The sequence below is a fragment of the Bifidobacterium sp. VU/mBH4 (B4) genome (assembly GCF_058199535.1).
In genome coordinates this window covers 641768-659653 of record NZ_JBVPQJ010000001.1, presented here as the reverse complement: position 1 = coordinate 659653, position 17886 = coordinate 641768, and the positions used below count along the sequence as shown (strand labels likewise).

Sequence of the window (17886 nt, the reverse complement as noted above, 5' to 3'; positions counted from 1 at the left end):
ATGCCCGGTCAGGCACGCAGCACGGCGCCCAGACCTGCAGTCTTGTCAACGATGGCCTGCCGCAGGGATTCGCTGTCCTCGGACGTCAAGGTGCGGTCCGGGGCGCGGAAGGTGACTGCGAAAGCCAGCGATTTTGCATGCTCACCGATCTGATCGCCAGTGAAAACGTCGAACAGCTCGATGGATTCCAGACTAGACCCAGCCGCTTCTCTGATGGCGGAAGTCAGGTCGGCGGCCGAAACCGTGTCCGGCACGGTGAAGGCCAGATCCTGACGGACCGGCGGGAAGGTCGAGACCGGCTTAGCCTGCAGGGGCGTGTAGTCCAGGTGGTCCAGCACCATGTCCAGACTCAGCTCGAAGGCGGCCGAGTGGGCAGGGAAGCCCAGAGCCTGATCAACCCGAGGATGCAGTTCGCCCACCATGCCGACAAGCGTGCCGTCATCCAAGACCAGCCTGGCGGTACGGCCCGGATGCCACTGGTCGGGCACCTGCTCGGCAGGGGGCTGCTCCAGCCGATAGTGTGCCCCCAGCCTGTCCAGAACACGACGAGCCGACTCGACTGCATCAGTCCAGTCCACATCCCTGCTGTCCTTAAGCCAGCCATCCTCCTGAGCACGGCCGGTCAGCAGGGCCGCCACATGCAGCCGTTGCTCCGGCAGACCCTGGTCCAGGCGGGCCAGATCCTCGTCGCTGGGCCGCACGCCGCCCGGAAGGGTCGGCACCGCAGGGGCCTTGGGATCGCGACGGAAGACGTAGCCGATCTCGAAGAGACGCACATCCGTGTTGCCACGTCGCAGGTTGCGCTCCAAGGTGTTGGCCAGCGGCAGCAGCAGGCTCTGCCTTAGATAGGGCCTGTCAGCGGCCATGGGGTTGGCAAGCTCCACGCTGTTGACATGAACCTCATCGGGATCCATGCCGAAGGCCTTGAAATCATTGTCGCCGACGAACGGGTAGTCCAGAACCTCGGTCAGCCCATACTCGGCCAGGGTGTCAGCCACCCAACGGCGGCGCTGCTGACGATCGGTCAGGCCAACCGCACCGGACACCTTGGGCGATGGCACGGTGACGGGGATGCGGTCATAGCCCACCAGTCGGGCCACCTCCTCGACCAAATCACAACCCTCGCCCAGGTCGGGCCTCCAGGTTGGCGGGGTCACCGACAGCCGGTCTTGAGGATCACCCTGGACCGTGCAGCCGATGTCACGCAGAATGGCGACGATGCGCTGGGGCTCCACCTCCAGTCCGGTCAGACGTGCCACCTCGCTGACGGCAAAGTCGATGACCGGCATGGGCTTGGTCTGGTTCAAATCCAACGGAGCATCCAGGTCCTGGCCACCGGCAAGGCGATGCAACAGATCGGCGGCCATGGCTGCGGCAGCCGGTTGCATCTGCGGATCCACCCCACGCTCAAAGCGCTTGGAGGCCTCCGAGGGCAGCTTGTGACGACGGGCGGTCCGGGCGATGGTCACCTGGTCGAAGTGGGCGGACTCGATCAGGATGTTCTTCGTCTGATCGGTCACCTCTCCATACAGGCCGCCCATAACCCCGGCCAGACCCAGGATTCGGGAACACTCGTGCCCCTCGGGCGAGTCGGTGATGAGCAGATCTTCGGTGCTGAGCTCGCGATCCTTGCCGTCAAGGGTGGTCAGGTGCTCGCCCTGCCTGGCCCTGCGTACGACGATGGGGCCGCTGAGCTTGTCCAGATCGTAGGCGTGCAGGGGCTGGCCCAGGTCCAGCATGACGTAGTTGGTGATGTCCACCGGCAGGCTGATGGAGCGCATGCCGGCCCGAACCAGCCGACGACGCATCCAGCTGGGAGTGGCGGCTTTGGGGTCGCACCCGGTCAGGGCTCGCAGGTAGTAGCGGTCGCATCCGGGCTGACCATGAATGGGATTGTCGTCCTCAACATGCACGGCCAGCGGAGCCTGATCCTCCTGCGTTGCGCAGGCCGGCACCGTCTTGTTCAGCTCAATCACCGGATCGGTGTACTCGGTGCCCGTGGAGTGGTGATATTCGCGGGCAACCCCCCGGTAGGAAAAGGCGTAACCACGATCCGGGGTGATGTTGATTTCAAGCACGGGCCTATTCATATGCAGGAGACTCATGGCGTCGTCCCCGGGCTTGAGCTGCTCGTACTGCTCGGGAGTGAACCCGTAATTGCGCAGCAGGATGATGCCCTGATGGTCCGAACCCAGCCCCAACTCACGCTCGGAGGCGCACATGCCATCCGAGATGTGGCCATAGGTCTTGCGCGGTTCGATGCGGAAATCTCCAGGCAGGACAGCCCCTGGCAGGGTCACCACCACCTTCTCGCCCGCAGCCATGTTGGGGGCCCCGCAGACGATGCCCCGGGGCACCTTGCGGCCCTGGTCGTCCACGGCGTTATACTGCTCGCCCACATCCACATGGCACCAGTTGATGGTTTTGCCGTTCTTCTGAGGCTCGGGCTCGGCATCCACCACATAGCCGACCACAATGGGGCCGGTCACCGTGGACTGGTGGATGTCCTCCTCCTCCAGGCCGACCCGGACCAGGTCCTTGGCCAGCTGTTCATAGGTCAGATCCTCGGGGACCTGCACATGCTCCTTGAGCCAGTCGATATCTACCATTGGCATCTGACGGTCACTCCCCCATCTCGAACTGCTGGCTGAACCGCACGTCGCCCTCGACCAGGTCGTGCATGTCGTTGATGTCGTGGCGCAGGAGCAGGGTGCGCTCCATGCCCACGCCGAAGGCGAAGCCTGAGTAGCGCTGCGGATCCACGCCGGCCGACCTCAGAACGTTGGGGTTGACCATGCCGCAGCCTCCCCATTCGATCCATCCGGGTCCGCCCTTCTTGTCCGGGAACCAGAGATCCATCTCGGCGCTGGGCTCGGTGAAGGGGAAGTATGAGGGCCGCAGTCTGGTCCGGGCCTCGGGGCCGAACATGGCCACGGCGAGCTTGTCCAGGGTGCCCTTGAGGTCGGCCATGGTCAGGTGCTCATCGACGGCGATGGCCTCGCACTGGTGGAAGACCGGGGTGTGGGTGGCATCCAGCTCGTCGGTGCGGAAGACCCTGCCCGTGCAGGCCACGTAGAGCGGTACGCCACGGGTTATCAGGGAACGGGCCTGGTCGGGCGAGGTATGGGTGCGCATGACCATGTTGGAGCCGACGAAGCCGGCGGCATCCCTGGCCTGGCTGCCCTTGACGTAGAAGGTGTCCTGCATCTGGCGGGCAGGATGGTCAGGGCCGAAGTTGAGGGCATCGAAGTTGTACCACTCGGCCTCCAGCTCAGGACCCTGGGCGATGCTCCAACCCATGGAGACGAAGAAGTCCTCCACGTCCTCCATGAGTTTGGACAACGGGTGGCGGGCGCCCTGGGGACGGCGGTTGACCGGCAGGGTCATATCCACCTGTTCGGCGGCCAGGCGGCGGGACTCCTCCTCCTGGCGCAGCTGCCGCTCCTTGAGCCCGTAGGCACGGCCGAAGTCAGCCTTGAGCTTGCCTGCCAGGCGACCGGCGGTCTTCTTCTGATCCGCTGGCAGCCGTCCGATCATCCGGCCTGATCCGGCCAGGGCTGAACCTGTCCCTGCATACTTGGCCTTGATCGCCTTGAGTTCTTCCAGATCGGAGGCTTCGCGAATCCTGCCGATGCCCTCGTTGACCTCGTCGGTCATCGCCGCGGGGTCGAATTCTTCCTGTGCCACCATGGACCTTTCCACTGTTGCCAATGCCGTGTCCGGGCCGCGAATCAGCGGAAATCCCGGTCGTTGACGCCTTCACATTCTTTCAATACGACTCGACATGGCCATGGCGTAGAGCAGCACCGCCGCCGAGGTAGCCAGATTGAGTGATTCAGCCCGCCCGTATATGGGTATGCGAACGATCTGATCCGTGGACTGCAGCAGGTCACTGGGCAGTCCACGTGCCTCATTGCCGAAGAGCAGGGCCATGGGTTGACCCGCTGTGTCTGTCTTGGACAAGGCACCGCTCGCCATCCATTCAGTCAGAGAGCGGACCGGTTTGTCCGGCGTGCCATAGACATCGGCCGCCACCATGATCCGTCCCTGCCGTCTGCACAGGGCCAGGAAGTCCTCGGTGCCCATAGTTATCAGGGGTATGTGAAAGGCCGATCCAGCCGTAGAGCGAATGACCTTGGGATTGGTGGGTTCCACGCACTGATCCACCAGGATGACCGCCCTGCAACCGGCGGCATCGGCGGTGCGCATGACGGTTCCGGCATTGCCTGGATCACGAATCTGCCAGAAGGCTGCCACCAGGTCGGGCCCCTCCCCCGTCAGGCTCCGGGAATCGTCAAGGTCCGTCGCTTGGGCCAAAAATCCATCAGTCCGCGCCTGGGCCAGGATCCCCTGGGCATTGCCGCTGATGGCACGCATGACCCGGGCGGAGACGAAGTGCCCGTAGCAGTCAGGCAGCTCCCGAGCCTGCTCCATGATGGCGCCTACAGTCTCGTTGAGCGGGCGCCGATGGCCGCCCTGGGCTGCAGGAGAGGACTCATCCGCCTGAATATAGAGGTCAGTCAGCAGGTCGGGACGCCAGCGGACCGCCTCGCGCACGCTCTGCGGCCCCTCTATCAGAAAGCGGCCATGACGCTGCCGGGCCCTCCGATCCTGCAGTTCAGTCAAGCGATGAACGCGTTGGGCGCGGGGATTGTCAAGAAGGGTGTCATCAAAGGGCATGGGCACCACTCTAGCCCCGCCAGTCGAGAGCCCCGCAGTCCAGAAGCCTGCGGCTTCACCTCGGTGAGTCCGCATGTGTGGGAAAGTTCACTGAAAGAAAGGTCTGCGCCCCTTGTGCTCGACGGACAAGGGGCTAGGGTGAAAGAACCGGTCGGGTCGACCACGTCCGTCGTTGGTATGGCGCAGACCGACCATCGCACATCTGGCTTGGCCAGAATCATTGTGAGGAGACGATATGCCCGTATACACACTTCCCGATCTGCCCTACGACTACTCGGCGCTGGAGCCGTACGTGTCTGGCAAGATCATGGAGCTGCACCATGACAAGCACCATCAGGCCTATGTGAATGGTGCCAACAAGGCCCTGGAGCAGATCCACGACGCAGCCGAGTCCGGCAACGTGGCCCAGTCCAACCTGTTGGAGAAGAACCTGGCCTTCAACCTGGCCGGTCACAAGAACCACTCCATCTTCTGGAAGAACATGGCCCCGGCCATCGGCCAGGAGCCGACTGGCGAACTCAAGGCCGCCATCGAGGACCAGTTCGGGTCCTTCCAGGGCTTCCAGACCTACTTCGAGTCCATGTGCGCCGGCATCCAGGGCTCCGGCTGGGCCGTCCTGGCCTGGGATACCCTGGGCGAGCGCCTGGTCACCCTGCAGATGTACGACCACCAGGGCAACCTGCCCGTCACCATCTTCCCGCTGGTTCTGCTGGACCTCTGGGAGCACGCCTACTACCTGGAGTACCTGAACGACCGGGCCAGCTACGTCAAGGCCTGGTGGCACATCGTCAACTGGGAGGATGCCTCCAAGCGCTTCGACGAGGTGCGCAACATCAACACCACTCTGGCCAGGTAAGAGGCCAGCGCTTCCAACCACAGGCGGACCCCGGTCCTTTCCCCTCTCTGCGGGAGGCGGAAAGGACCGGGGTTCCTCCGTATCTGGAGCCTTCGAGAAACCCTGGCGGTCAGTTGCCGAAGAAGGCGATGGAGCCGGTCAGCGCAGCCGCGGTCAGGGAGATGGCAGGCACAGCCAGGCAGATGAGCAGGAAGCCCGCATCACGTGGTCTGACCTGGGAGACCCGGGCATGGGTGCGTGGCGTGCTGCCCCCAAAGCCCCTGGCCTCCATGGCCGTGGCTAAGGTTGTCGAACGCCTGATGGACAGGACCAGCAGGGCGAAGGCCTGGGGCATAAAGGCCTTGAAACGGTTCTCATCGCCCAGCCCTCGACTCCGGCGGCAGGCGGTCAGGGCCGACCAATCATCCTTAAGGACGGTGAAGAGTCGCATGCCGGCCAGCCCTCCGTAGACGAAGCGATCAGGCAGGCGGAGCACTTGGCTGAAGGCATCGGCCAGGTCAGTGGCGTCTATTCCCAGGACGGTAATGATAGCCGGGATCCCGATGGCCAGAATCCGCAGCGCCGTAGCCAGGGCCAGATCCAGCGACCGCTGGGTGATATGAATCATCCCCCACTGCCAGAAGGTGGCGCCACCGCTCTTGCCATAGAGGATGATCGCCAAGGCTGAGCCAGGCGCCCCCAGGAAGATAGGCCAGGTGGATCTGACCACGCGCAGAGGCGTGAAGCCTGCCGCGCCCAATAGCAGGAACTCCAGGATCAGGGCCGTCGTGGCCGAGACCGGGTCCAGGCTGATCAGCAGGGGCAGCGCGGCCAGAAAGGCCCCGATCAGACGGAAGGCCGGATTGATGGAGGCTATGTATGGCGACCGGCTGGCCGGCTTGACCGGCTCGTCCCGCTGATCCATGGGCGTGACGGTCAGTCTGGCCGCAACAGTCTCCTGACGAGCCTGCAAATCTGACCCTGATACAGGCCAAACGGCCTTCTGGGCTCCCGGAGGCGTCATCTCCACCAAGCGAGCATCCAGCGCCTGGACCAGTTCCCGGTCATGGGTGACCAGGATGATGCAGGCTCCCTGGTCGCGCAGGTCTGCAATCAGCTGGGCCATGCTGACCCAGGTATTCCTGTCCTGGCCGAAGGTGGGCTCGTCAAGAATCAGCATCTGTGGCGCAGCGGCCAGGGCCGACGCCACGGTGAGCCGACGCTTCTCACCGCCCGAGAGCGTGTAAGGGTTGGCACGCGCGTACTGCCTCAGCCTGAAACGGCCCAGCAGCTCCAGGGCGCGGGCCTGGGCCCGGTCCTCGCTCATGCCGGTGCGCAGGGGGGCCAGTTTGACCTCATCCAGGACCGTGCCACGGGCGAACTGATGCTCGGGATTCTGAAAAACGTAGGCGATGCGCGCCGCCAGCTGGGATGAGGTCCATCGAATGGGCTCGGACTCAGCAGGCATCTGCCCCTGTGATCCCCGAAGGAGGCGGTCCTGGGCAAGAACCGAACCGGCCACCGGATCCAGCAGACCAGCCAAGGTCATGGCCAGCGTGGACTTGCCGGCTCCGTTGGCTCCGACCAAGGCGGTGACCTGCCCGGCCCTGAATTCCAGATCGATATGCTCGGCAACCGCCCGGCCCTGACGGCCCACCGCCAGATCCCGAGTGGCCAGCAGGACAGGATGGTCATTGCGGCCCGATTCAGATTGCCCGGACCTAACCCGGGACCTTCCAAGCTCAGGGAGCGAATCCCTGGCGCTCCTATACGCTTCGGGAACCCAGACGCCCAGGGAGGCCAGGTCCAAACCAGGATCAGTGAAGACCTCCCGGGGGCTGCCGTCGGCCATGATCACAGTCTTTCGATAGGCTGCAGCAACGGATCCGCTGGTGCTGTCTTCAACCTCGCCCAGCCCAAGCACGATGACCCGGTCGATCATATCCATCCATGGACCTGCCCGGTGCTCGACCAGAACCATCGTGGAGCCCTGCCGGTCCAGGACCTTCCTCACGGCGCCGACAATCTGCTCGACACCGACCGGATCCAGGTTGGCCGTTGGCTCATCCAGCAGGAGCAGCCCAGGCTGCATGGCCAGGGCGCCGGCCAGGGCCAGACGCTGCATCTGCCCTCCGCTCAAATGCACGGTGGACCGGGTCAGCTGCAGGTCAGCCAAACCTACCTCGGCCATGGCCTTCTGTACCCGTGGCCAGATTTCCTGGCGGGGCAGCCCCATGTTCTCGGGCCCGAAGGCCACATTGTCACCAAGCCGCTGAAAGATGGCCTGAGCATCCGGATCCTGCAGGACCAGACCCACACGCCCCCGGCTGGAGACGGCCGGATTGCCATCAATCAAGACCTGGCCCTGGGTCACCCCGCCTTCATCATCCTCGACCTGGTCCTGGCCGTTCTGCGGGGCATGATCGCCCAGCAGCCCGGCCACACCCTCAAGGATGGTCGATTTGCCGATGCCGGAGGCTCCCAGCAACAGCACCCGCTGACCTGCAGGAATGCTCAGGGAAAGATCCCTGACGGCGAAGTGGTTCCGATAGGCATGCCGATAACCCCAACCGCGCAGTTCCAAGGCTGCGGGTCGGTAGGGATTATCCTCGATGCTCTGGTCCACGCCCAGACCTCTACTTCCCGGTCGTACGAATATCGCGGCCGGAGGCGAAGCGGTCCAGAGCCCCGGTGGCGGCAATGGCCTTATAGAGGTACCAAACCAGCACTCCGGCGATCAGCGCGCCCGAAATCAGGGTGGCTATCAGATAGATCACCCCGTAGGGACCGGTCAGGTTGATGGCCTGCAGGTGCGTGCAGAAGGAGTACAGCCAGCAGCCGAAACCGGCGGCAGCGCCCGACAGTGCCACCGTGGACATGTTCCAGCGCCGGTAACGCAGCAGTATGAAGACCAGCTCGGCCATGAAGCCCTGAAGCAGACCGATCAGTATGGTCTCCACAGGCACCCAAAGGCTGCCCAGCAGCGACTCCAGGATGGCTGCGACCAACTCGGCATAGACGGCCGCACCCGGCTTGCGCACGATGACCGAGGCCAGGGGCCCGGCAAATAGGTAGAGACCGTTGAGGATGCCGCCCAGACCGGGCACGACCCCGTCCAGGAACGACCAGGGAATGGTGGTCACCATGGCGACCACCCAGTAGATCACTGCGGAGGCCACCCCGATGACCGAGGCTACGGCGATGTCCACCACCCTCCACCGTCGGGAGGGGGTCCTGACCTGGGAGGGAGTCCGCTCAGACTCCGGCTCCGATCCGGAAGCAGTGTTGTTGGTGAAATGACCATCGGTCATGATCTTGTGCCTTTCCTCGGGGCGCTCCCTGTGAGCGCCATCCCGTTCAGGCACGGGTCCAGTGACATCCGTGCGCCGGCATTACCCGGTAAACGTTCGTCCGGTTGAGGCTGAGCCTCCTCTCAGCCGCACGCCCATAGGCATACGGCCCCCGTGTCACTTGCCATCTTAGAACATACGATGGTCAAGGGAATCCAGCAGCAGGGCCTCGGTGATGATGTTGTCGACCAGCCCCTGCAGGGAGATGGACTCGTTCGGGCTGTGGGCGTTGGACTGGGGATCCTCTGGGCCGGTCACCAGGACCTGGGCCTCAGGGAAGAGCCGCTTGAGTTCGGGGATGAAGGGGATGGATCCGCCCTCGCCCTTGTTGACCGGGTCCCGTCCGAAGGCCTGCCGCATGGCCTCCTCGGCCTGCCGGACCACCGGGCTGCCGGCATCCATGGCCCATCCCATGCCCATGTCGCCGGGCGTGACCTCCACCCTGGCCCCCTGAGGAGCATGGGCGATCAAAAAATCAGCCAAGGCCTGCGCGGCCTGCTCAGGGCGCTGGGTGGGCGCAGTGCGCAGGGAAATGCGGAAGCGGGTCGTATCAGCCAGCACGTTGAAGGAGCCCTCCACCGGGTGGGCATCGAAGCCGATCACCGCCGCTGCAGGCTTGGTCCAGAGCCGGGAGGCCAAAGAGTCGGTTCCGGCCAGCCGGTAGGAGTCCACCACGCCGGCATCCGCACGCAGCTGGGCCTGGTCCAGGTCACGCTGCAGGCCGCCTATGGGCTGTCCGCCCTCCAGGCCGGGCACCGCCAGCTGACCCTGGTCGTCATACATGGAGGCGATCAGCATGGCGGACAGGGTGTTGGCATCCAGGATGGGCCCGCCGAACTGCCCGGAATGGACCGGATGCTCAAGGACTGTGACCGTGACATCCAGGTCCGCATTCCCTCGCAGGGAGGTGGTCAGGCTGGGGGTGTCCGCCGACCAGTTGCCCGAGTCGGCCACGATGATCAGATCCGAGGCGAAATCGTCCCGATGAGCCTGGAGGAAGGGGATGAAGCTGCGCGAGCCCATCTCCTCCTCCCCTTCGATGAAGACCTTGACGTTGACGCGCAGGTCCTTGCCCAGGGCGTGCAGGGCACCCGAGTGGATGGCGATGCCGCCGCCGTCGTCGGCCGATCCGCGTCCGTAGAGCCGTCCCTCCTTTTCCACGCCGGCAAAGGGGTCAGTGGACCACTGGGAGGGATCGGGCACCGGCTGCACATCGTGATGAGCGTAGAGCAGGACGGTCGGGGCCTTGTCATCCACCTGCCGGGATCCGATCACCTCGAAGGCGCCCGGGGTCCCGTCAGGATTGGTCGCCTGGACCACCCGGGCATCTACACCCACCTGCCGCAGTTGCCCGGCCACATAGTCGGCCGATCGCCGCATGTGATCCCCGGTGATCCCCTTGGCCGAAACCGAAGCCAGGGCGATCTTGTCCTTGAGCAGATCAACGATCCGGCTCCTATCGTCCTGCACACGTGTGCGGATCGTCTCCAGGCCCAGCTCCGCCATCGTTACCTCCTGTGATTGCTTGCGAATCAATGCTTGCGAGTCTAGGCGTCACCGTAACCTGTTCGCATGACATGGAACCCCTTCTCACGCAAGGATCGACGGGACACAGAGGCGGAGGCGGACCAGACGGCCTCCACTGAAGAGGCACGAGGCAAGGGACGCCCCACACCCAAGCGCAAGCAGGCCGAGGCCCGCAACCTGCGTCCGCTGGTCCCCAAGGACCGCAAGGCTTCTCGCAAGGCCGCCAAGGCCCGGATCCGCGCCCGTGAGGATGCCCAGTATGAGGCTATGCGGACCGGCGACCTCGATCACATGCCCAAGTCGGAGCGCCTGCCCTGGAGGATCTACATCCGTAACTATGTGGATGCCCGCTTCAATCTGCTGGAATGGATATTCCCGGCCATCATCCTAATGTTCGTCGCCACACTGCTGGGCATGTTCGTGGGCCCTCAGCATTATGCCACCTTCACCATGGTGGTGACCGTCCTGCTCTATGGCTACCTGATCATTGCCCTGATCGATACCTGGCTGATGTGGCGCAAACTCAAGCGCCTGCTGATCGACAAGTTCGGCGAGCGCTCGGTGGCCAAGGGTTCGCGTTCGGCCTCCTACGCCTGGCAACGGGCCATGATGGTCCGGCGGTGGCGGGTTCCCAAGCCCAATCAGAGCAAGCGCGGGCACTGGCCCGACTGACAGCCAATGGTCCTGACCGACCGAATGATGGAATAGCCGCGCCGCCCGGTGCCCTTGGGGTTCCGGGCGGTCTTTGCACTCACTCCACATTGTGCGAATGCTCTTCATTCTCCCAGCCGGTACGGCTAGCATGGATTGTTATGCAGCAATCGATCAACCAAGCCGGCACAGAGTCTCTTGACCCGTGGGATGCCAACAGCCGCCAGTACGACACCATCATTATCGGATCCGGCCCAGGCGGCTATGCCACGGCCCTGCGCACGGCAGAGCTGGGCGGACGGGTGGCCCTGGTCGAGCAGGACCCTGTGGTTGGCGGCGTCTGCCTGAACCGGGGATGCATCCCCACCAAGGCCTTGCTGACCGCCACCCAGGTTCTCGAACAGGCCAGCCTTGGGGCCGCCATGGGCATCAATGTCGAGTCGACCAACATCGACTACCAGAAGCTCCAGGATTATCAGGACCGCATGGTGGACGCCATGACCGGCGGCCTGTCCAGCCTGCTGAAGCAGCGTGGCATCACCGTGGTGCACGGCCACGGCACCATCGTCGGCGACGGCCTGGTGGAGGTGACCGACGAAGATGGCCATCGAACCAGGCTGACCACCTGCGATACCATCCTGGCCACCGGATCCCACGCCAGGCCCTTGGAGGAACTCCCCTTCGATGATCTGGTCATCGACACCGACCGGGCGCTGACCCTCAAGCCCTTCCCTCGCCGGGCCCTGATTATCGGCTCAGGTGCGGTGGCCCTGGAATTCGCCACCATTTGGAATCAAGCCGGTTGCCAGGTGACCCTGATGGTCAGGCGAGACCGGGTGCTCTCCCACTGGGGTCGGCGGACCGGCCAGATCATGACCCGTGAGCTGGAACGCCAGGGCATTCAGATCATTACCCACGCCCGCTGCTCGGGGGGGCACCGTCTGCCCGCGGATGGGGGCATTCAGGTCGACTACCAGCCGGCCGACGACAAGGGCCAGGCGGGATCGATCGAGACTGATCTGGTCCTGGTGGCCATCGGCAGGGACCCCAATACCGACCCCAAGCATATGAAGGAGCTGGGCATCGACCTGGACGAGCAAGGCCAGGTCCTGACCGACTCCCAGGGGCGCACCAGCCGTGACCGGGTTTGGGCCTTGGGCGACATCACCCCGGGTCACCATCTGGCTCACAGGGCCTTCCAGCAGGGCATCACCCTGGCCGATGCCGCCTCTGGCCTGGATCCTGAACCGGTCAACGAGGCCACCATCCCCCGCGTGGTCTTCTCCTCCCCACAGGCCGCAGCAGTGGGCTTCAGCCGCCAGGAGGCCGAGGACGATCCATCACTGAACCAGGTCAAGGAAACCATCTACCCCATGATGGCCAACTCGCGCATGCGCATGAGCGGCCTGCAGGGCACCCTCAGTCTGATCACCGCCTGCCAAGCCACCGATCTGGAAAATCAGATAGTCGTCGGTCTGGAGATGGTCTCCCCACAGGCCTCTGAGAATATTGCCGAGGCCCAGCAGCTGGTGGGCAACCAGATCCCCCTGCACCGGGCGGCCGGGCTCATCCACCCCCATCCCACCTTCTCGGAAGCCATTGGAGAGGCCCTGCTCAAGGCTGACGGCAGACCCCTGAACATGCGTTAGGCATGCGGTAGACTGGTCAACCAGTGAACGTTTCCGAGTGAGGATGGCATGGCTACAGAGGACACCAAGGGCAAAAAAGCAAAAAAGAAGAACAGCACGATCAGTCAGATCGTCAAGATCTACCAATTCACTTACGCAGAGGACAAGGCGCTTCCCTGGCTGCTGACTGCGGCCATTCTGGTGCCCACACTGATAGCGGTGGTGATCTGCCTGCTGGCCCACTTCAGCTGGCTGTCCTGGATCCTGACCGTGCTTCTGGGCATCATGGTCGGCCTGCTCCTGGCTACCATGACCCTGACCAGGCGCTCAGACAGGGTCGGCTACGCCAAGATGGAGGGCCGTCCAGGCGCTGCCGCCGCTGTGCTGAGCAGCATCTCCAAGGCAGGCTTCTCCTTCCCCCAGGAACCCGTCTGGATCGATGCTAAAACCAAAGATGCCGTCTGGAGAGGCACCGGCCGCACCGGGGTCTACCTGATAGCCGAGGGCGACTACAACCGCGTCAACAAGGCCATGAACCGCGAGGAGGAAAAGATCCGCCGCATCACCCGTGGGTCAGCCATCCCTATCTACCGGATCAGCGTGGGCCACGGACCTGATCAGGTTCCGCTCAGCAAACTTCAGCGGACCGTGATCAAGAAGAAAGTCAAGCTGACCGCCACCGAGCTGGAGACCCTGAACGACCGGCTGGTCACCCTGCAAAAGCGGCAGAGCGCCTTGGGGATGCCCAAGGGCATCGATCCGACCAAGATACACGTCAGCCGCAAGGCCATGCGCGGGCGCTGATGTTTCAAGGTCCCGGCATCTTCCACCAGGAAGGCGCCGGGACCTTCGCATGAAACACCCCCGTAACCTCAGCGGCGCATTGCCGAAAAAACCGGTCCCCTAGACTGGGTGACCGTTACGGTTTCCACGAAAGGAGCAGTTCAGTGAGAGAACTGAAGTCAAAGGCCGATTGCGAAGCTCTGATCAACCAGGAGGGCGTGGAATATGTCTCAGTCAGGTTCACGGACCTGATCGGGGTCCAGCAGCACTTCACCGTGCCCGCCAGCGAATTCCTCAAGGACGCCTTCACGGACGGCATGGCCTTCGACGGCTCCTCCGTCCAAGGCTTCCAAGCCATCAACGAATCGGATATGAAGCTGATTCCCGATCCAGAGACTGCTTACCTGGATCCCTTCCGCCGCCATCGCACCCTGAATGTGGCCTTCTCCATTGTTGACCCGGTGACCGATGAGCCCTACTCGCGCGACCCCCGGCAGATTGCCGCCAAGGCGGAGGCCTACCTGCGCTCCACCGGCATCGCCGACACGGCCTCCTTCGCTCCCGAGGCCGAGTTCTTCATCTTCGACAAGGTCCGCTTCGAGAACAGCATGCAGCGCTCCTTCTACGAGGTCGACTCCATCGAGGCTCCTTGGAACTCGGGCGTCGACGTCGAGGAGGACGGCTCCGACAACATCGGCTTCAAGAACCGGGTCAAGAAGGGCTACTTCCCGGTACCGCCCATCGACCACTACCAGGATCTGCGCGACGACATGGTGGCCAACCTGCAGAAGGTGGGCCTGATTCTGGAACGCTCCCATCACGAGGTGGGCGGCGCCGGCCAGCAGGAGATCAACTACCGCTTCAACACCCTGCTGCATGCAGGCGACGACCTGATGAAGTACAAGTACGTGGTCCACGAGACCGCCGCCCTGGCCGGCAAGGCGGCCACCTTCATGCCCAAGCCCATTGCCGGGGACAACGGGACCGGCATGCACTGCCACCAGTCCCTCTGGAAGGATGGCAAGCCCCTCTTCTACGACGAGAACGGCTACGGCGGACTCTCCGACATCGCCCGCTGGTATGTGGGCGGCCTGATCGAGCATGCCTCGTCTGTTCTGGCCTTCACCAACCCCTCCACCAACTCCTACAAGCGGCTGGTGCCCGGCTACGAGGCCCCGGTCAACCTGGTCTACTCCGCCCGGAACCGTTCGGCGGCCATCCGCATCCCCTTGGCCGGCACCTCACCAGCTGCCAAGCGGATCGAGTTCCGTGCCCCCGACCCCTCCTGCAACCCCTTCCTGGCCTTCTCGGCCCAGCTGATGGCAGGACTGGACGGCATTCTCAACCACACCGAGCCCCCGGCCCCTATCGACAAGGATCTCTATGAGCTGCCCCCGGAGGAGCACGCCCAGATCAAGCAGGTGCCCGGCTCCCTGGAGGAGGCCCTGAACGCCTTGGAGGAGGATCACGACTTCCTGAGCGAGGGCGACGTCTTCACCGACGATCTGATCCAGACCTGGCTGGACTTGAAGCGCGGTGAACTGGACCAGACCCGTCTGGCCCCCACCCCCCTGGAGTATGAGCTCTACTTCCACATCTGAGTTCGCCTGATGACTGAGGCTGGCTGACCGGCCAGGTCACATGTGGCCCGATCCTTCCTGCAGAAGGGTCGGGCCTCTTTGCGTCGTCAGGACTATCGGCATCCACCCATTGACGGCAACACGCCAGCACCGGCATCCCGGCAGGCGGTCAGGCCAGAATGAGGAGAGGTTTGAAAAACGGATCCGATGGAGGTGGAGACCGATGCGCTGGCTGCGCGAATTCATGGAGTTGCCCGTCTATCTGCGAGCCATGCTCATCGTGGACCTCATGTGCAACTTCGGCATCGGCCTGGTCATGCCCATCGAGCTGCTCTTCGCCACCCATTCCCTGGGTGCCACCATGAGCGAGGCCGCCCTCCTGGTGACCATCAGTTCAGCAGGGTCCCTGATCTCCAACCCCATCATCGGCTGGGTCTCAGACCGGCGCTCCTCCTGGCTGGCTATGCATACGGCCATGATCTTCTCGGTCATCGGCCCCCTGATCTTCACCGTGGCCCACGACTACCGGGCAGCAGTGGCGGGAGCCTTCGTCTCAGGCTTGGGGATGGGCATGCAGACCTCCTGGGCCAGTATTCTGACACAGATCTCCACCAGGGAGCAGCATCGGGTTGTCTATGGAATCAATCAGGCCGAGCTCAACCTGGGCATAGGCCTCGGTGCAGCCGTGGGCGGCCTGCTGGCTGCGGGAGGTCAGGACTTCCTCTATCGGATTGGCTTCGGCGGCAGGGCACTGGGATTCGCCTTGCTTAGCCTGTCCCTGCTGGTCATCGAACGACACTGGCAGCTGCGCCGCCTGACAGCTGAGCTCAAGGCCCAGGCAGAGCGGGAGGTCGTCCAGGAATCCGCAGGGGCAACCCAAGCCCTGAAAGCCAGCCAGAAAGACGGCACAGCAAGCATGGCCGTCAACGGCACCTTCGGCGGACGCACCAGCTCCCTGACCAGGGTGCTGGCCTCAATGGCCCTGCTGACCTTGGGCACCTTCTTCATGGATCTGTTCGGCTATTCCCAGTTCGATGCCGGCTTGGTCACCACCCTGATCTCGGATCCGCACATTCCCCGCTGGTCCCTGTCAGTGGTCGACGTGGTCAATACCTTTTCGGTGGTCATCATGAACATCGTGCTGCTGCCCAGGCTCAAGGACGCCAACCATGTGCGCCTGCTGCGCACCGTGCCGGTCTTCTGGGCTGCGGCCTGGGTGATCATCGTCCTGGGCCTGCGCCTGGATTCCACCCCCGGCGCCCTGAGCGTGGCCTCCCTGGGCATCACCATCTTCGGGCTGGGCGAGGTCATGATGGGCATCTCCCAGCCGGTTGTGGCCGCCGAACTGGCCGGGCCCTCCTTTAGCGGGCGCATGTTCGGCCTGCTCAACACGGCCGCCTCCCTGGGCTACATCGTGGGACCCATGTTCGCCTCCTACATCCTGGCCGGACATGAGGTCATTCCCTTCCTGGCCATGTGCGCCATCGGCCTGGTCGTGCTGGCAGTCCCCTGGTTCCTGGCCATCCCCTCGCGGCAGAACACCAGCCAGCAGAGCCCGGCCGCCGTCTAATCCCGGCCAAGGCATGGCACCTGACTGACAACTTTGTCTTAGAGTCAGCCTTCGTCAGCTGCCCGATGGGCATCGCCAGGCTCCGAACCCGCCATCAGGGTCTTGGCCAGGTCCACAAACCGTTTGGTCAGCGGCGAATCATCCAGGGAGCCATCCGGTCTGAGCACGGCCGGCCGACCGGACTCCCCCGACTCGCGCAGGTCAGTCTGCAGGGGCAGCTGTTCCAGCAGGGGCACTTGGTATCCCAGATCCCGGGTCAGCTGGTCAGCCACCCGCTGGCCGCCTCCCTGGCCGAAAATGCGCAGCCGCTCGCCATTGTGCTCGTACCAGGACATGTTTTCGATTACACCCTGGACCTTGGTGGGCAGCTGCAGGGCCACCAGCCCTGAACGCACGGCCACCTGCGAGGCCGATGGCTGGGGGGTGGTCACCACAATCAGCCGGCTGTTGGGCAGGGCCTGGGCCACCGAGAGGGCCATGTCCCCGGTGCCAGGAGCCAGATCCAGCAGGAGCACGTCGGGGTCCCCCCACCAGACATCGGAGAGGAACTGTTCCAGCGAGCGCTGCAGGCGCGGCCCCCTCCAGAGGATGGCCCGGTCCGACCCAGCGAACATGCCGATGGAGATCAGCTTGACCCCCCAGGCGGTGACCGGCATCAGCATGCCGTGCAGATTGGTGGGCCGGCTGTGTACGCCGAAGAGCCCAGGCAGGGAGAATCCATAGATGTCCGCGTCAATGGCGGCCGTGTCATAGCCCAGGGCAGCCAGCGTGGCCGCCAGGTTGACGGTCACCGAGGACTTGCCCACGCCCCCCTTGCCCGAGGCGATGGCAAAGATGCGGGTGCCCACGCCCGGTTTGGAGAATGGGTTGCTGCGCCGGGCGGCCTTGAGGTCGGCCACCAGGTTGTCCAGCTTCTCCCGGCTCATGGAGGAGACATCGATATGCGGGCGCAGCCGGGCTCGCGGGTAGGAGGTCACGGTTCCATTGATCTGGTTGGTGATGGTGGTCGACAGCGGGCATCCCTTGATGGTCAGCTCGACCCTCACGGTCACCTCATAGTCGGCCTGGGCATCCCTGGCCGGCTCGACAATGATGTCGGTGATCATGCCCAGATCGGTGATGGACCGCCCCAGCTCTGGATCGATGACCCTGCTGAGCCGCTCATAGACCTCCCCCTTGATTCTTCGAGGCAGCTCCTCCAGATCCCGGGTCCCTTCCTTGCGATGCTCTACTTGTTCCATGCCGTCACCATATCGCGCCCAGCCATCGGCTGCCAGGGCGC

The 17886-nt window shown here is 64.0% G+C and carries 12 protein-coding genes, 3 pseudogenes and 1 riboswitch; of the genes and pseudogenes, 6 read left to right on the top strand and 9 right to left on the bottom strand.

Translation table 11 applies throughout. The features are described 5' to 3' along the window. Positions 1-8 precede the first annotated feature (8 nt). From pheT to AC0AII_RS02815, 3 genes are all read right to left on the bottom strand, one after another. Positions 9-2615, bottom strand: a complete 2607-nt coding sequence (pheT, locus tag AC0AII_RS02825; protein WP_490446011.1) for a phenylalanine--tRNA ligase subunit beta — start codon at positions 2613-2615, stop codon at positions 9-11. 7 nt (positions 2616-2622) lie between these two features. Then, positions 2623-3690: a phenylalanine--tRNA ligase subunit alpha gene (pheS, locus tag AC0AII_RS02820; RefSeq protein ID WP_198200149.1), complete on the bottom strand. Its 1068-nt coding sequence runs from the start codon at positions 3688-3690 to the stop codon at positions 2623-2625. 69 nt (positions 3691-3759) lie between these two features. Then, entirely contained in the window at positions 3760-4680 is a 921-nt protein-coding gene (locus AC0AII_RS02815; protein WP_490446010.1) for a TrmH family RNA methyltransferase, read from the bottom strand. A gap of 235 nt (positions 4681-4915) precedes the next feature. On the opposite strand from AC0AII_RS02815, the gene AC0AII_RS02810 reads away from it, so the two are divergent. Further along, positions 4916-5536 (top strand): superoxide dismutase, encoded by a 621-nt coding sequence (locus AC0AII_RS02810; protein WP_015022073.1) that lies wholly within the window; start codon positions 4916-4918, stop codon positions 5534-5536. Positions 5537-5645: 109 nt separating this feature from the next. Here AC0AII_RS02810 and AC0AII_RS02805 read toward each other — a convergent pair. The 5 genes and pseudogenes from AC0AII_RS02805 to AC0AII_RS02785 all read right to left on the bottom strand — a co-directional run. Further along, positions 5646-6374: pseudogene (locus AC0AII_RS02805) on the bottom strand (energy-coupling factor transporter transmembrane component T family protein); the annotation flags it as partial. Between the two features lie 309 nt (positions 6375-6683). After that, positions 6684-7367 (bottom strand): annotated as a pseudogene (locus AC0AII_RS02800) (energy-coupling factor ABC transporter ATP-binding protein); the annotation flags it as partial. 213 nt (positions 7368-7580) lie between these two features. Then, a pseudogene (locus AC0AII_RS02795) lies at positions 7581-8141 on the bottom strand (energy-coupling factor ABC transporter ATP-binding protein); the annotation flags it as partial. A 10-nt stretch (positions 8142-8151) separates the two neighbouring features. Further along, positions 8152-8826, bottom strand: coding sequence for an ECF transporter S component (locus tag AC0AII_RS02790; protein WP_490446009.1), 675 nt, complete (start codon positions 8824-8826; stop codon positions 8152-8154). A gap of 49 nt (positions 8827-8875) precedes the next feature. Further along, a riboswitch (TPP riboswitch) is annotated at positions 8876-8991 on the bottom strand. Positions 8992-8994: 3 nt separating this feature from the next. Further along, positions 8995-10371 carry a dipeptidase gene (locus AC0AII_RS02785; protein ID WP_490446008.1) on the bottom strand — a complete coding sequence of 459 codons (1377 nt, stop codon included), beginning with the start codon at positions 10369-10371 and terminating at the stop codon, positions 8995-8997. Positions 10372-10437: 66 nt separating this feature from the next. Here AC0AII_RS02785 and AC0AII_RS02780 point away from each other — a divergent pair, with 66 nt between their 5' ends. The 5 genes from AC0AII_RS02780 (at position 10438) to AC0AII_RS02760 (ending at position 16604) form a co-directional block, all read left to right on the top strand. Then, complete coding sequence (locus AC0AII_RS02780) at positions 10438-11064, top strand: DUF3043 domain-containing protein (RefSeq protein WP_101432561.1); 627 nt, start codon at positions 10438-10440, stop codon at positions 11062-11064. A gap of 140 nt (positions 11065-11204) precedes the next feature. Beyond that, positions 11205-12692, top strand: a complete 1488-nt coding sequence (locus AC0AII_RS02775; protein WP_490446007.1) for a dihydrolipoyl dehydrogenase family protein — start codon at positions 11205-11207, stop codon at positions 12690-12692. A 48-nt stretch (positions 12693-12740) separates the two neighbouring features. Beyond that, positions 12741-13475 (top strand): DUF4191 domain-containing protein, encoded by a 735-nt coding sequence (locus tag AC0AII_RS02770; protein ID WP_490446006.1) that lies wholly within the window; start codon positions 12741-12743, stop codon positions 13473-13475. A 143-nt stretch (positions 13476-13618) separates the two neighbouring features. Then, a complete protein-coding gene (glnA, locus tag AC0AII_RS02765; protein ID WP_101432564.1) occupies positions 13619-15055 on the top strand; it encodes a type I glutamate--ammonia ligase in 1437 nt (478 codons plus the stop codon). 202 nt (positions 15056-15257) lie between these two features. Continuing rightward, positions 15258-16604: an MFS transporter gene (locus AC0AII_RS02760; protein WP_490446005.1), complete on the top strand. Its 1347-nt coding sequence runs from the start codon at positions 15258-15260 to the stop codon at positions 16602-16604. A gap of 44 nt (positions 16605-16648) precedes the next feature. Here AC0AII_RS02760 and AC0AII_RS02755 read toward each other — a convergent pair whose 3' ends face one another. Beyond that, positions 16649-17845 carry an Mrp/NBP35 family ATP-binding protein gene (locus tag AC0AII_RS02755; protein WP_490446004.1) on the bottom strand — a complete coding sequence of 399 codons (1197 nt, stop codon included), beginning with the start codon at positions 17843-17845 and terminating at the stop codon, positions 16649-16651. Between the last annotated feature and the right edge of the window lie 41 nt (positions 17846-17886).